13 protein-coding genes and 1 riboswitch are annotated in these 14,294 nt (G+C 68.3%); of the genes, 7 read left to right on the top strand and 6 right to left on the bottom strand.

The window, feature by feature from the left end; translation table 11 throughout:
- Positions 1-564 precede the first annotated feature (564 nt).
- The gene (locus tag NRB20_RS11805) at positions 565-2,961 is read right to left on the bottom strand and encodes a helicase-associated domain-containing protein (RefSeq protein WP_153410088.1); all 2,397 of its coding nucleotides are present in this window, start codon (positions 2,959-2,961) and stop codon (positions 565-567) included.
- A gap of 108 nt (positions 2,962-3,069) precedes the next feature.
- On the opposite strand from NRB20_RS11805, the gene NRB20_RS11800 reads away from it, so the two are divergent.
- On the top strand, positions 3,070-3,258 hold the full coding sequence (locus tag NRB20_RS11800; protein WP_319944784.1) for a hypothetical protein: 189 nt from the start codon (positions 3,070-3,072) through the stop codon (positions 3,256-3,258).
- 92 nt (positions 3,259-3,350) lie between these two features.
- On the opposite strand, the gene NRB20_RS11795 is transcribed toward NRB20_RS11800, so the two are convergent.
- Together NRB20_RS11795 and NRB20_RS11790 are read right to left on the bottom strand one after the other, a co-directional pair.
- Positions 3,351-4,028: a resuscitation-promoting factor Rpf1 domain-containing protein gene (locus tag NRB20_RS11795; protein ID WP_153410087.1), complete on the bottom strand. Its 678-nt coding sequence runs from the start codon at positions 4,026-4,028 to the stop codon at positions 3,351-3,353.
- 8 nt (positions 4,029-4,036) lie between these two features.
- Positions 4,037-4,229, bottom strand: a riboswitch (cyclic di-AMP (ydaO/yuaA leader).
- A 306-nt stretch (positions 4,230-4,535) separates the two neighbouring features.
- On the bottom strand, positions 4,536-4,769 hold the full coding sequence (locus NRB20_RS11790; RefSeq protein WP_153410086.1) for a hypothetical protein: 234 nt from the start codon (positions 4,767-4,769) through the stop codon (positions 4,536-4,538).
- 178 nt (positions 4,770-4,947) lie between these two features.
- Between NRB20_RS11790 and NRB20_RS11785 the strand changes: the two genes are divergently transcribed.
- The 6 genes from NRB20_RS11785 to NRB20_RS11760 all read left to right on the top strand — a co-directional run bounded on the left by NRB20_RS11785 (position 4,948) and on the right by NRB20_RS11760 (position 11,020).
- On the top strand, positions 4,948-5,370 hold the full coding sequence (locus tag NRB20_RS11785) for a cold-shock protein (RefSeq protein WP_319944834.1): 423 nt from the start codon (positions 4,948-4,950) through the stop codon (positions 5,368-5,370).
- Between the two features lie 178 nt (positions 5,371-5,548).
- On the top strand, positions 5,549-6,514 hold the full coding sequence (locus NRB20_RS11780; RefSeq protein WP_153410084.1) for an STM4015 family protein: 966 nt from the start codon (positions 5,549-5,551) through the stop codon (positions 6,512-6,514).
- Between the two features lie 27 nt (positions 6,515-6,541).
- Positions 6,542-7,675 carry an STM4014 family protein gene (locus NRB20_RS11775; RefSeq protein WP_319944783.1) on the top strand — a complete coding sequence of 378 codons (1,134 nt, stop codon included), beginning with the start codon at positions 6,542-6,544 and terminating at the stop codon, positions 7,673-7,675.
- 215 nt (positions 7,676-7,890) lie between these two features.
- Positions 7,891-8,697 carry an STM4013/SEN3800 family hydrolase gene (locus NRB20_RS11770; protein WP_153410083.1) on the top strand — a complete coding sequence of 269 codons (807 nt, stop codon included), beginning with the start codon at positions 7,891-7,893 and terminating at the stop codon, positions 8,695-8,697.
- Positions 8,694-10,031: an STM4012 family radical SAM protein gene (locus NRB20_RS11765; RefSeq protein ID WP_319944782.1), complete on the top strand. Its 1,338-nt coding sequence runs from the start codon at positions 8,694-8,696 to the stop codon at positions 10,029-10,031. Before NRB20_RS11770 ends, NRB20_RS11765 begins: the two co-directional genes overlap by 4 nt.
- Positions 10,028-11,020: an STM4011 family radical SAM protein gene (locus NRB20_RS11760; protein WP_319944781.1), complete on the top strand. Its 993-nt coding sequence runs from the start codon at positions 10,028-10,030 to the stop codon at positions 11,018-11,020. Before NRB20_RS11765 ends, NRB20_RS11760 begins: the two co-directional genes overlap by 4 nt.
- Here the strand turns inward: NRB20_RS11760 and NRB20_RS11755 are convergent.
- The 3 genes from NRB20_RS11755 to NRB20_RS11745 form a co-directional block, all read right to left on the bottom strand.
- Positions 11,007-11,543 carry a DUF2771 family protein gene (locus NRB20_RS11755; protein WP_319944780.1) on the bottom strand — a complete coding sequence of 179 codons (537 nt, stop codon included), beginning with the start codon at positions 11,541-11,543 and terminating at the stop codon, positions 11,007-11,009. The genes NRB20_RS11760 and NRB20_RS11755 overlap by 14 nt on opposite strands.
- A complete protein-coding gene (locus NRB20_RS11750; RefSeq protein ID WP_319944779.1) occupies positions 11,540-13,318 on the bottom strand; it encodes an MFS transporter in 1,779 nt (592 codons plus the stop codon). Before NRB20_RS11750 ends, NRB20_RS11755 begins: the two co-directional genes overlap by 4 nt.
- 183 nt (positions 13,319-13,501) lie before the next feature.
- Positions 13,502-14,284, bottom strand: coding sequence for a glutaminyl-peptide cyclotransferase (locus NRB20_RS11745; RefSeq protein ID WP_153410082.1), 783 nt, complete (start codon positions 14,282-14,284; stop codon positions 13,502-13,504).
- Positions 14,285-14,294 lie beyond the last annotated feature (10 nt).

The raw sequence follows: 14,294 nt of genomic DNA, 5'->3' as shown, positions 1-14,294 counted from the left end.
CATCGGGTTTCGGTGCGCACCAGGCAGTGCGGTGACACACGACAGCTGGGCTGATTCCGTCCGCATCCTGGCGTCGTGCGTGTTCCCTCGGCTGTCGCATCCGCGCTGATCGTGCCCGCTGTACGACCGATCGAACAGTGCGGCAGCCTCCGGCGCTGGCCTGTCGGCTGGCGGCTGTGGGTGAAATCCGCTGCGGCCGCGCCGATTCGGACGATGACGTGTGTGCGTCAACTTCGCCGCCGTAACGCATGCGCGGCCCCGGACGACAATGATGGGACGTGTGTATCGACCGAACAGTCCATTGTGAGACCTAACGGTGCGACGCCGTTAACAATTGTGCTTACAATCTGTTCGCAGAATGCTCCGAGGGAAGGCCGAATACATGAATATCTATGGGCTGATGCTGCTCAGCAACACGCTGGGTCGCTCCCTCGGCTACCTGATGCTCGGCATCGAGGGGCTGTCGCAGCTGTACCGCACCGACTACTGAGCGAATCCGATCGGCGCTGCTCTCGGCGAGCGTAATCTCTTGTCGCCGAAGGAAAACGGGTTGTCGACCGGTATCTACTGGTCGATCAGCGCCACCGAGGCGATCCGGTGCAGGGTGAAGTTGCGCACCGCACCGGTCACCGGATCCAGGGCATTGAGCTGTCCGCCCGAGACCTGAAGTGGTTCGACGATGCGCTGGGTGGCGACGCCCTGGGCGTCGACGTATCCGATGCGTACCGGACGTCCACCCTGCACGGCGACCTGGAGCAGACCCATGGTCGCCGCGGTACTGGTGCGGGAACCGTCCGCACGCACCGCCCGACCCGACTTCGCCTGTGCCGCACGCTCTCCCGCGCGCAACTCCGCCACCAGCTGCCCGAGCTGCTCACTGCTGGGCAACGCCGGACGCCAGGCATTGCGGGTGTTCGGGCGGGCCGGAATGCGCGCGCCCCGCGGCCGCAGATCCACGATCGAACCCGCGGAATCCTCACCCGCCGGGGTGAATCCCGCCGCGCGCAGTTCGTCGAGTACCTCGGCGAGGGTGGCCTGCGAGATCGCGACCGTCGGCGCGACCGCCCGCAGCGCCAACTGTTCGGCGACCGGCGCGGCGAGCACCTCGGCCAGCAGCGCGGGATCCTCACTGCGCACGAACGATTGCGCGATACCGGCCCGCAACCGGCCGTGCCGGCGGGCCACGTCATCGATCAGATAGGTCAGCGACTGCGGGACCGGCGTGCGCGAATGCGTGGTGAACAGCTGATGCAGTTCGGCCGCGGTCATCCCGGCGTCCAGGGCGCGCCGCACCGAGGTCTCGCCGATCCGGTAAACGGTTGCCGCACCGGCCGATTCGATATCGGCGACCAGCGCGATCCGGCTCTGTAGCTCCGGGACCAGCGGTCCGGGCGCGATCACCGTCAGATCCGCCTGCACCAGCACGTGATCGACGGGATCCGGTAGCGCGGAATCCATTTCGGCCTCGGCGTTGCGCAGCGACTCCTCGGGGACGGCCGGATCGCCGGGACCGGTCGGGCCGTGCAGCAGTGCGCGCCCGGCGGAGGTCAGCGCGTCGCGACCGACCAGCCCCAGCGTCGCGGCCTCGGCGAGCGTGCGTTCCACGGCCTCGATGTGGAAATGTCTGCGTAGCCGTGGTTGCCGCCACGCCAGCACGCGGGCCAGATCGGTGGCCGATACCCCGGTGCCAGGCGGGAATTCGGCCAGCAGGCTCAGCATCGCGCGCCGATCCCGGACCGCGTGCATATTGCGCAGTTCGATCGACAATGCCGCCAGCGGTTTGTCATTGGCGTCGCGCAGGCCGATCATCCACGGGAAGCGATCCAATTCCAGCCAGGCGTGCGCGAGCGTCACCCAGCGGCGGGCCGGGGAATGGTCGCGCCAGCCGTCGGCGGTGGTCGTGGGGGCCCAGCAGTCGTCCAGGGCGTCGTCCGGCGGGGCCGGTTCGGGAATTCCCTTGTCCAGCAGGCGGGCCGCCGCGAGCACCTCGGCGAGCAGGCCGACCCGGGTCTCCTCGACGCCGGTCTGCTTGGCGATCCGGCGCAACTCCCGCACCCCCAGCCCGCCCGAGCGCAGCGCGGGTGCGGGCACGGTACCCACCGTCTCGAGGATGTCCCCGCAGTGGCGCAGCAGCTCACCCACCTCGCCGGCGGCCGCGGCATTGACATCGGCCGCGGTGTGTTTGACCGGAGCCGGTTCGGGCTGGACGAGCGCGTGCGGATCGGTCACCGGCTCGCGGCGCAGCACCTGACCGACCGCGTGCGGCAGTTCGACGGTCTCCTCGTCGATCCAGTTCAGCAGGCGATGGGCGAGCAGCCGCTGGATCGGGCGGTCCGGCGCGGTGCCGGGGGCCGCGTCGCGGGTGCGGCCGCGCGGGCCGGTGGCGGCGAGCTTGTCCAGCAGGGCGCGTTCGGGATGCGCGATCTCGGTCAGCGCCCGCACGATCTCCGATTCGGTCAGGGCGTCGGGAATTTCGGTGGTGCTGCCCAGTTGCCAGGGCAGCGCGTCCTTCGCGGACGCGACCAGATGCAGTTCCTTCGTCCCCCAGACCAACGCGCGGGCGGTGAGCCGGGCCACCGACGCATCGACCGTTCTGGCGGGCACGCGATCGCGGAGCAGCTCGTGTAACTGCTTGCGCGGCAGCGGGGTCGCGGTACGTCCGGGAAAGGCCGAGCCGTGCACGGTCAGGGTTTCGATGACGGCGAAATCGAGCGTGTTCAGATCGTCGCAGGCCCGCAGCACCGAGGCGCGCTGTTCGGCCCGCGCGGCCAGTACGGCCATCGACGCGGGCAGCGGCACGGCCAGATCCGGCCGCAGTTCCAGCAGGGCGACCAGATCCTCGTCGGCGCGGGCGGACAACCAATCGGCCAGCGGCCCGGCACCGGCCGCGCCTCGGGCGGCGGGAGCGGTTCCCGTGGGACGGTCGTCCCCGGTCCGGGGCGTGCGGTCGGTCGTGGTCATCCTGTCCAGCGTACGGCGACACGCGGGTGGGCGCTGGGGGACCTGACACCGTCGCCGAGTGCCGATGCGAGCGTGTACTGATCGGAGCGGGCGTGCCAGAATGATCCCGTGGTGAACAAATCGAAGAAACCCTACGTCGACAACGGCTGGCCGCAGCTCGCCAATGGCGACCACGCGGTCACCGAACTCTCGTCGGCCCGTTCCGGTGGCCTTTCGCCCTTCGGCGAGGACACCGAGTTTCCGGTACCAGCGGAAGAGATCGCCTACGTGCACCCGCACACGGTGATCAATCGCTGACCACGTAGCAGAGAAGGCCCCACATCCTTTCGGATGTGGGGCCTTCTCTTGTTTCCCGATAAAAAGCTGAAACGTGCCTCAGGCAGACTCGATCAGTTGGGCAGGAAGCTCTTGTTCGCCTCGAAGAAGTTGACCACGCTCGGGTCGAGCTTGACGCCGCTGGCCTTGGCGGCCTTGTAGGCGTCCATGGCCTGCTGCGGCAGCTGGATGCCGTGCTGTTGCGCCATGGTGATGCCCTTGTCGACGGTCTGGAAGACCTGCTGGCTGCCATCCGCGGACTGCTGCGCGGGAGCCTGCGCCTGGGGCGCGAGGTTCGGCTGAGCCTGGGTGTGCGGCGCGGCCTGGACGTGCGGAGCGGCCTGCTCGGTGGTGTTGGAGGCCGGAGCGGTGCGCTGCGTCGGCGAGCTGTGCAGGCCGAGGTGCGAGGAGCAGGAGGGCCAAGCGCCCCAACCCTGGGTCGCGAGGACCTTCTCGGCGACCGCGATCTGCTGGTCCTTGCTGGCGTGCTCGGGGCTGGAGGCGTACTGCGTGCCGCCGTAGGAGTTCCAGGTGCTGGGGGAGAACTGGAGACCGCCGTGGAATCCGTTACCGGTGTTGATGCCCCAGTTACCGCCGGACTCACACTGCGCCAGCTTGTCCCAGTCGGAGTCGGGAGCCGCAGCGGCGTGACCGGCGAGGGCGACGCCCGCACCACCCATCATCGCGCTCGTGACGGCAACCTTCGCGACGGTACGGCCGGTGTTGGTCGGCTTGCGATGGCGTCCACTCATATCGGGTGTCTTCCTCTCGTACGCGCCTGCGAGGTGAGCTGTCGGGTTCGGACTGAGAGGCCGTCCGGCCCTGGCACACCGGGTGGTGCACCGGGGCTTCACCCCAAGGAATCGGTCGTTTCCGGCCGGTTCCGCTTCCCTGCCTGTAAGGGAACGTGGGTTCCCCGCCCTCGCCCCTGTGTTCCTCGGGGTCCGGTACCCGCGGGGCGAGGTTCGGTGCGGCGGGCCGGTGGTGTCGGGACTGCTCCCGACAGGGATAGACGGTACGACGATCGCCGCGAAAAATCACTATTTGGTAACCGGCGTGTGCGAGCGGGTCACGCACGCGCCCAACGTCTTCGGGATGGCTTCTGCGCAGGTGAGTGCGTTGTCACGTATGCAAGTACGGTCCGTGACCGCGCCGTGATCTCCCCGTGATGTGACGAACGTCACATGTGTAGTCGGGTAACGAACAGGGCATACCTGGTGTCGCCGAACGAGTTCGTCGCACGCGGGGCCGCGCCGGATTCAGCGCGCCCGGCGGCCGGACCACAGCGCGAACCCGATCGCCAGCAGCAGCCCGCCCGGCGTCGCCACCATCGCCACGAGATACAGCCACAGTCCCGGATGCGCGTCGGAGACCATCGGGATGAGGAATATGGCGATCACGGCCAGCACGCCGATCGCGAACAGGCCCACGGCGAGGGGCAGCAGCCGATCCGCGGCGCGGCGCGGGGAACGGTCAGAAGAGGTATCCGGCATTGCTGCACCGTAAAACTGATGTGCTTCGGGAAACGTCACCGGGGTAGACTCGACCACAATCGCGTCCTGCACAGCTGTGGGGCGCGTTCTTTTCGCGAACGCAAGGGCCCCGGACGTATTCCGGTGCCGATGACTGTGTCCGGTCGTCCGGGCATTCGAAGATGAACAGGTGAGCGCAGTGCCGACCGGCAAGGTGAAGTGGTACGACGTCGAAAAGGGCTTCGGTTTCCTTTCCCAGGATGAGGGGGAGGACGTCTATGTTCGGTCGTCTGCGTTGCCCAAGGGTGTCGAGGGGTTGAAGCCCGGGCAACGGGTTGAATTCGGGATGGCCGCCGGGCGTCGCGGGCCGCAGGCGCTGAGCCTCAAACTGCTCGAGCCGCCGCAGTCGGTGCGCGGCGGAGAGCGGCAGGGGCACAAGGAATCCGCGCCGCAGCAGCCCCGCAAGAACCCGGACGACCTGCACGGGATGATCGAGGACATGATCACCCTGCTGGAGGCGACGGTGCAGCCGGATCTGCGCAAGGGCAAGTATCCGGACCGCAAGATGTCCCAGCGCATCGCCGAGGTGGTACGGGGCGTCGCGCGCGAATTGGATCACTGAGCGGATCGTTCTCCGCGGCCCCGGCACATCCGATGTGCCGGGGCCGCGGTGTATTCGGGGTCGGTCGCCGCGAAAGTTGTCGGTGGGTGCGGATATAACTCATCTGTCGATCGGACTCACCTGTCGGCACGGGCATTCGAACCGGATACGGGCATTCGAACCAGAAGGGCGAGCAGCTATGACGACCATCCACGACCACCTGGAGGAGTTCTACGGCCTGCCCGCTCACGATTTCCCGAAAGCTCCGGCCGCGGGCGAGGCGCTACCGGAACTGCCCGCGGCGGATGCGGTCGCGTGGCGGGTGCGCGTGGACTACTACGGCGATGACGACGGGGAGTCCTGGACGGACAGATTCGCCCGGCTCCTGGATTCGGTGGCCGCCGAGCGGGTGCGCGCGTTGATCGTCGGCGACTGGGGAGGGGCCTCGCAAGACACGTCGGAGGAGGTCGTCGGCGCACTGGTCGCCGCGAGCGGTCGGCTGCCGGGGCTGCGCGCGCTGTTCCTGGGTGACATCACCATGGAGGAGGCCGAGATCTCCTGGATTCTGCAGAGTCAGGTGAGTCCGATCCTGGTGGCGTTCCCCGCGCTGGAGGAATTCGCTGTGCGCGGTGGACAGGATCTGGCATTCGCCTCCGTGCGGCACGAGCGGCTGACCCAGTTGACCGTCCAGTCCGGCGGGCTTCCGGCCGAGGTGGTGCGTGGTATCGCGGGGTGTGATCTGCCCGCGCTCACCCATCTGGATCTGTGGCTGGGCACCGAGGAGTACGGCGGCGATTGCGAGCTGTCGGATCTGGAGCCGATCCTGACCGGTACGAAATTCCCGAACCTGCGCGATCTGGCCTTGCGCAACAGCGATATTCAGGACCGGATCTGCGGGGCGCTGGCCACCGCGCCGGTCGTCACGCAGCTTCATGCCCTGGACGTTTCGATGGGGATACTCACCGACGAGGGGGCCGCGGCCCTGGTCACCGGCCAGTCGCTGACCCACCTGACCTCGCTGGACATGCACTACAACTTCATGTCCGACGCGATGCGGGGCGCGGTGCGCGCGCAGCTCGAACCGGCGGGCGTCGAGGTGAATGTGGACCCCGACAGCGCCGACAACTCCGACGAGGACTACCGATTCGTCGCCGTCGGTGAGTGAACGGCCATGTCGGAGAACGATTTACCGGTGAGCCGCGAGGCTCCGCCGCGCTGGGTGGTGGTCGGTAACGGCGCGAATCGGCGGGTGCGGATGTTCGCCGAGGCCGCGCGGGCGGCCGGGCTGCGTCCGCCGCGAGTGGTCGAGTGGCGCGAGGTGTTGAGCGGTGCGGGGCACGATTTCGCCCCGGACGAGCTGGTGCGCCTGGACTCCCCGGGCGAGGATCCGGTGCTGGACGAGATGCTGCGCGGGGTGCGGGAGCCTGCGCGGGTGGAGGGTTCAGCGCGCTGGTATTCCGGCTGGTTGCGGGCGGTGCGGTCGCTGCGGGGCGGGATTCGGCTCGACGATCCGGACGAGTTGGGGGTGCTGTTCGACAAGCGGCTGTGTCATGCGCGATTGGCGGGTAGCGGTGTGCCGGTTCCCGATTCGCCGACTTCGGGTGCGGGGAGTGCGGTGCGGGACTGGTCCGAGGTGCGGGCGCTGATGCGTGCGGGCGGTCTGCCGCGTGTGTTCGTGAAGATCGCGCACGGGTCCTCGGCGTCCGGGGTGCTCGCGGTGGAGACTGCCGGGGGCGGGTGTGTGCAGGCGACCACGTCGGTCGAACTCACCGGCGATGGCAGGCTGTACAACTCGTTGCGGGTGCGTAAGTACACCGATGAACGTGAGATCGCCGCGATCGTTGATCGGCTCGCACCCGATGGGCTGCACATCGAGCGGTGGCTTCCCAAGGCGGCGTTGGGCGGGCGTGTGGCCGATCTGCGGGTCGTGGTGATCGCGGGCCGCGCGACCCATGCCGTCGTGCGCACCGCTCGCGCGCCGATGACGAATCTGCATCTCGGCGGTACCCGTGGTGATCTCGACGAGGTGCGCGGCCGGGCCGGTGAGCACTGGGTGCGGGCGCTGTCGATCTGTGAGGAGGCCGCTGCGTGTTTTCCCGGGACACTCTGTGTCGGAGTCGATCTGCTTCCCGCGATCGGTTGGCGGCGTTTCGCGGTGGGTGAGGTCAATGCCTTCGGTGACCTGCTGCCGGGCTCGACCGGGTTGCCGGAGGGACCGGCCGCCGGGCTGGACACCTACACCGCGCAGATCCTTGCGGCACACCGGAAGTACGGACCGGAGACATCGGGCGATCGCGAACTCGTCTCGGCCGGAAGCCAGCTGTGATGAGTACTGCCCCCGAACTCTCCGACGGTGTCTCTGTGGATGGTGCTCATCTCGCATTGGATCTCGTAAGTGATGGTGTGTGTTCCTCGGGCCATGACGATCGCGTTCCCGACCATGTCGGCCCTCGGTCGGGTCGGAGTGGCTCTGCTCCGAGGTGCGAAGGTCCCGCCGCTGCCCAGGTGGGTCCCGCGTCGGCTGCCGATCTCGATCCCGATATGAACGAGGTCGTCGGTCGGGATGATCTGCTGCTGCTCACCCTGGATACGTTGCGGTACGACGTGGCGGCCGAGTTGGCTGCTGCGGGGGAGTTGCCGACGTTGGCCGCTCATCTGCCGGGTGGGCGGTGGGAGCGTCGGCATGCGCCGGGCAATTTCACCTATGCCTCGCATCAGGCGATATTCGCGGGATTTCTGCCGACGCCCGCTACTCCGGGGCCGCATCCGAGGTTGTTCGCGGCGCAGTTCGCGGGTAGTGAGACCACCGCGGAGCGCACGTTCGTATTCGACGCACCCGATCTGGTGACCGCGCTGGGGGCGGTGGGGTATCACACGGTGTGTATCGGCGGGGTGGGCTTCTTCAACAAGCAGGGGGCGTTGGGGAATGCGTTGCCGGGGCTGTTCGCGGAGAGTCATTGGGAGCGGGAATTCTCGGTGACCTCGCCGACCTCGTTCGAGGCGCAGATCGCGTGTGCGGAGCGGATCGTCGCGGAACTGCCGAGGGAGAGGCGAATTCTGTTGTTCCTCAATGCTTCCGCGCTGCATCAACCGAACTGGTTCCATCTGCCGGGTGCGACTCGTGCGGCCGGTGACACGCGGGAGACGCACGCTGCGGCGTTGCGGTACATCGATCGGCACGTGGGCCGGTTGTTCGACGTGATGCGTTCGAGGCGAAGGTGTTTCGCCATCGTGTGTTCCGATCACGGCACCGCCTACGGGGACGGCGGTTACACCGGGCATCGCCTGGGGCACGAGTCGGTGTGGACCGTTCCGTACGGCCAGTTCTTCCTGGAGCCGTCGTCGTGACCGCCGTTGCCGCATTGCCGCGGCCGTATCAGAACTACGTCTACGCGTATCCGCACAAGACGTCGTACCGGCCGTTGTCGCCGCGTCCGGCGTTGGCGCAGTTGTGGCGGGATGAAGCGCGCCACGCGTTGTCGCTGTACCTGCACATACCGTTCTGTGAGGTGCGGTGCGGGTTCTGCAATCTGTTCACCCGCGTCGGCGCGCCCGACGGGTTGACCGGACGTTATCTCGACGCGCTCGAGCGACAGGCGCACGCGGTGCGCGAGGCGCTGGGCGAGCGGCCCGAACCCAGCTTCGCCACGGCGGCGTTCGGCGGCGGCACGCCGACCTATCTCGAGGCGCGCGAGTTGGAACGGCTGTGCGATATCGCCGAACAGGTGATGGGTGCGGATCTGCGGGCGATTCCGCTGTCGGTCGAGGCGTCACCCGCCACGGCCACCGCCGATCGGCTGGCCGTGCTGGCCGCGCGCGGGACGACGCGGCTGAGCCTGGGTGTGCAGAGCTTCGTCGATGCCGAGGCGCGCGCGGCGGTGCGTCCGCAGCGTCGCGCCGATGTCGAGGCCGCACTGGGATGCGTTCGCGCAGCGGGGATTCCGGTGCTGAACATCGATCTGATCTACGGCATCGATGGTCAGACCGAATCCAGTTGGCGACTGTCCCTGGACGCGGCATTGCAGTGGCAGCCGGAGGAGATCTATCTGTATCCGCTCTACGTGCGTCCGCTGACGGGGTTGGGTCGACACGTCGATCCGGCTGTCTCCGAACGGGATTGGGATGCGCAGCGGCTGAACAGATATCGCGAGGGCCGTGATCACCTGCTCGCGCACGGCTATCGGCAGGTCTCGATGCGGATGTTCCGGCGGGTGGACGCGCCGCCGCAGGGCCCGGACGACTACGCCTGTCAGACCGACGGCATGATCGGGCTGGGTTGTGGTGCGCGGTCGTACACCTCCACGCTGCACTATTCGTTCGATTACGCGGTGTCGTCGCGCGAGGTGCGGTCCATCATCGACACCTACACCGCTACAACGGATTTCACGCGCGCTCTGGTCGGACGCGCGGTCGATGACGGTGAGGCGCGGCGTCGGCATCTGCTGCAATCCCTGCTTCAGGTCGACGGATTGGCCGTTGCCGACTACGAACTGCGTTTCGGTCGCGATCCCCGCGCAGATTTCGCCGCTGAGCTGGGCTTACTCGCCGAACGCGGCTGGCTCGACGACACCGCCGACCGTCTGCGCCTGACCCCGAACGGCCTGGCCTACTCCGACGCCATCGGTCCGGAATTCTTCTCACCCGCGGTCCGATCCGCCATGGCCGATTACGAATTACGGTGACCGGCAATGAATTCGACGGCAATGGATCAGACGCCATGGACCTGACGCTGCTGTATCGCGGCCCGCTGGCCTCCTGCGATTACGACTGTCCGTACTGCCCGTTCGCCAAACGCCGCGATACGCCCGCACAACTGCGCGCCGATCGCGCCGCCCTCGAACGATTCACCTCCTGGGTCCGGGAGCGAACCGACGACCGTCTCTCGATCCTGTTCACGCCCTGGGGCGAGGGCCTGGTGCGATCCTGGTATCGCCGTGCGCTCGTGGAACTTTCGCGGCTGCCGCAGGTCGAGCGCGTCGCGATACAGACCAATCTGAGCTGCCGGACCGACTGGCTCACCGAGGCCGACCTCGACACGCTGGCCCTGTGGTGCACCTACCATCCGGGCCAGACCCCGTACCGCCGTTTCCTGGACAAGGCCGAGCGGCTGACTCGATCCGGTGTGCGTTTCAGCGTCGGAATCGTCGGCCTGCCCGAACATCTCGCCTCGGCCCGGCAACTGCGCGCGGACCTCCCCGACCACGTCTACCTGTGGGTCAACGCCGCCGAGGGCCACACCTACACCGACGAACAAGCCGACACCTGGACCGCGCTGGACCCACTCTTCCCCTACAGCCGCCACCCGCACCGCTCCGCCGGACAACCCTGCCGCACCGGTTCCAGCGTCCTGTCCGTCGACGGCGAGGGCACCGTCCGCCGCTGCCACTTCGTCCCCGAAACCCTAGGCAACCTCTACGACGGCACCTACCGCACCGCCCTCACACCCCGCCCGTGCCCACGCACCGAGTGCGACTGCCACATCGGCTACGTCCACCTCGAAACCCTGCCGCTCTACGACGTCTTCGCAGGCGGCGTCCTCGAACGCATCCCGGCAGCCCCCGCTCACCCCGAATCCGCGATACGCCTGGGCCTCCCCGAATCACGCTCGCCCACAACCATTTCCGTGGGTGTCCCGCCGCAGCCGGGATGTGTTCCACTCAGGCGGTTTTGACCGACCAAGCCTGGTACGGGACGAAGAATTCGTGGCCGAGGGTGTCGCGCGCGGGGAGGACCAGTTGCAGTTCGAGGCCGACCAGGCGCAGGTTGCGGGTGGGCTGCGACGGGACGGTCAGGGCGAGGGTGCCGGGCTCGAAGTCGAGGTAGGTCTTCACATCGCGGACCACGGTGCGATTGTCGGGCAGCACGTACTCGCGCACCATGACCCACGGCGCGTCGGCGATCTTCTTCGGCAGCGAGATCTGCACCGGGTTACCCGCGGGCTGCACCGGCACGGTGATGTCGCTCTGCTGGCACGGGTTCATGTGCACCTGACCGGAATCGGCGATCCCGGCGACCGTGCAGTACTTGTACGGCGGCACGGTGACGGACTTGCCGTGCGCGTACACCGTGAGCGCCGGAACGGGTGTGGTCGCGTTCCGGACCGCCACGGTGACGACGGCGGCCACGGCGACGATCACGACGAGCACGCCCGCCGCGGCCAGCGCGACGATCGTGCGGGTGCTGGGCTTGGTCACGGATTTCCTGTCGCTGGTCGGGTTGCGTTACCGGGCGGAGTGTCCGCGGGGACCTCCTGCTTGGCGTGCTGTGGTCGGTTGCCGCCCAGACCGGGCAGCAGCGAATGCCCACGGTAGCTCACGAAGGTTTGCGCCAATCCCACCGCCAGCACCGCGGCCACCACCGCGAAGCCCTCCCACCAGACCGTGGGCAGCAGCACCCCGCCCGCGCCGCCCACCACCCAGGACAGTTGCAGCACCGTTTCCGAACGGCCGAATCCGGACGCGATCGATTCCGGCGGCAGATCGTCCTGGATCGAGGCGTCCAGCGACACCTTCGCCAGGGCGCTCGCGCACGCGGCGACCAGCGTGGCCAGGGCCGCGCCCAGCAGGTTGTCGGTCAGTGCCGCGACCACCGCGACGATCGTGCACGCGGCCGTGCAGACCAGCACGATCAACGCCGGACGTCCGAGTTTCATGCGCGCGCCGGTCGCATTGCCCGCGAAGTTGCCGATCGCCGCGGCCGCGCCGACCGCACCGAGCATCGCGGCCTGCTGCACCGGACGATGCTCGGTCGATTTCGCGACGAAGGCGACGTAGAAGGTGAGGAATCCGGTGAGTACCCGGATGGCGCTGTTGCCCCACAGCCCGGTCACCACCGAGCGGCCCAGCGGTTGACGACGTTTACTCGGTGTGACGGTGGAGGTTTCGTTCTTGTCGAGGACCTCGCTGTCGCGGTGGTAGCCCAGCGTCGCGGGGACCTCGCCCTCGGTGACCTCGACCCAGGACGGGATGCGCAGGCTCAGATAGGTCCCGGCGCCGGCGATGAGTGCCGCGAAGACCAGTGCGCCGGGCGATCCGGCGATCGCGGCGATCGCCCCGGCCACCCCGCCCGCGCCCAGTGTGCCGCCGACCAGACCGAAGACGGTGAGCCGGGAATTGGTGCGAACAAGATCGATTTCCGGTGGCAGCACGCGCGGGGTCACCGCACTCTTGAGCACCGCGAACGATTTGCTCAGGATCAGCATGATCAGGGCCAGCGGATACAGCGCCCAGCCGTTGAAGTTGAAGATCAGCACGATCGCGACGACCGCGCGCACGGCGAACGATCCGGCCAGCGCGAGTCGGCGGCCGCGTTGCAGCCGGTCCAGCAGGGGGCCGATGAGCGGCGCGATCACCGCGAAGGGGGCGATGGTGATCAGCAGGTACAGCGCCACCTTGCCCTTGGATTCGGCGGTCTGCGCGGCGAAGAACAGGGTGTTGGCCAGGGAGACCGCGATGGCGGCGTCGAGGGCGAAGTTGGCCATCGTCGCGTAGACCAGTGCGCTGAGCCCGGATTCGCCCGCGCCGTCGGCCTCGGCCGCGCGCTGGAAGGTGCGGAAGCCGCGTCCGGTGAGTTCCACGCTGCGCATCGCGACGACCCGGGTGACGGTCAGCTTGCGGGGCTTCTCGGCCGGGGGCTCGGTGTGGTCGGCAGGCGGATCGGCTTCGGGCGAGCCGCTCGGAGTCTCGCGCAACGGCCGGGTCGGCGGCGGCGTGTCTCGCGGTGGTTCGTCCCGCGGCGCGCCGTCCCGCAACGCCCGCGTGCCCGACGACTGCTCCGACGGCATCCGCCGGGTCATGAATTCGGGTACGTCGGGTTCGCCGCCGCGTCGCGGCAACGGTGGCAGCCGATCGTGGGACGCGGTGTGCGGCGGGGGATACCGGTCGTAACCGGGATGTCGCTGGGTGAGCGGGGATTCCTCGCCGTCCCGGCGCCCCGGATCGGTGCCGGAGGGTTCACGGGAGGCAGTCACACCGTCGATTCTCCCGCACTCCCCGAAGATGCGCGGCCGGGGCCGGGTGTGATCCTGCCGTTCGGAAATTCTCCACCCTGGAAGCGCACGTCGCCTCCGGTCGCTCACCTCTCGCCGAGAGTCGATTGCGGCAGGGTGTGAGCCGCCGATCCGTGGCCCGGGATCGGTGATGTCGTATGCCGCTCAGCGCGGGACGAATTGGACCTCGAACATCGTCGGCCAGTTCTTGCCGGTGATCAGGAAGTGGTCGGTGCCGGGGAGGTCGGTGATGCCGTTGAGGACGTCGGCTCCGGCCTGTTGGGTGGGGGTGAGCAGGGTGCCGACGTCGATGTCGCCGAGGACGCGGCCGGAGGTGGGATCGATGTGCAGGATGTGGTTGGTGGGCCAGTCGTTGGCGTAGACGGTGCCGTCGGGGGCGCAGTCGAGTTCGTTGAGGCGGGCTCCGGTGTAGTCGGTCAGGCGGACCGTGCCGGTGGGGGCGAAGGTGGTCGGGTCGCGGAAGGTCAGGGTGCTGGTGCCGTTGCTCATGACCACGCTTTTGCCGCGGGTGCACAAGCCCCAGCCCTCGCCTTCGAAGTGCACTCGGCGGCGTTCGGCGAGGGTGGCCGGGTCGCGGTCGAAGGCGATGCCGTTCTGCCAGGTCAGTTGCCACAGCGTGTCGCCCGCGCGGGTGATGCCCTCGCCGAAGTACTTCGGGTCCAGGTCGATGCGGGCCAGTTGCGTGCCGGTGGTGAGGTTCGTCGCGCGCAGACCGGACTTGCCCTCGAGTCCGGTGCTCTCGTAGAGGACGTCGCCGTCGATCTCGAGGCCCTCGGTGAACGCGGTGCGGTCGTGCGGGCGGGTTGCCAGCACCTTGACGCCCAGGTGCGGGGTGGTGTCGAGCAGGCCACATCCGGTGATCCCGGCCAGTGTCACGGCCACTGCGATCAGCCCTGTCGCGGCCAACGCACGGGGTTTGCGTTCCATGCGGCAAAAT

It is taken from the genome of Nocardia macrotermitis (assembly GCF_009604405.1).
GTDB classification, from domain to species: Bacteria; Actinomycetota; Actinomycetes; order Mycobacteriales; family Mycobacteriaceae; genus Nocardia; species Nocardia macrotermitis.
The sequence above is the reverse complement of the archived record's forward strand: the minus strand, read 5'-3'. Positions and strand labels throughout refer to the sequence as shown.

Excerpts from the sequence above, each read along its gene's own strand:
- NRB20_RS11745 (WP_153410082.1), bottom strand. The coding sequence starts at position 14,284 with ATGGAACGCAAACCCCGTGCGTTGGCCGCGACAGGGCTGATCGCAGTG.
- NRB20_RS11780 (WP_153410084.1), top strand. The coding sequence starts at position 5,549 with ATGACGACCATCCACGACCACCTGGAGGAGTTCTACGGCCTGCCCGCT.
- NRB20_RS11770 (WP_153410083.1), top strand. The coding sequence starts at position 7,891 with ATGAACGAGGTCGTCGGTCGGGATGATCTGCTGCTGCTCACCCTGGAT.
- NRB20_RS11790 (WP_153410086.1), bottom strand. The coding sequence starts at position 4,769 with ATGCCGGATACCTCTTCTGACCGTTCCCCGCGCCGCGCCGCGGATCGG.
- NRB20_RS11805 (WP_153410088.1), bottom strand. The coding sequence starts at position 2,961 with ATGACCACGACCGACCGCACGCCCCGGACCGGGGACGACCGTCCCACG.
- NRB20_RS11795 (WP_153410087.1), bottom strand. The coding sequence starts at position 4,028 with ATGAGTGGACGCCATCGCAAGCCGACCAACACCGGCCGTACCGTCGCG.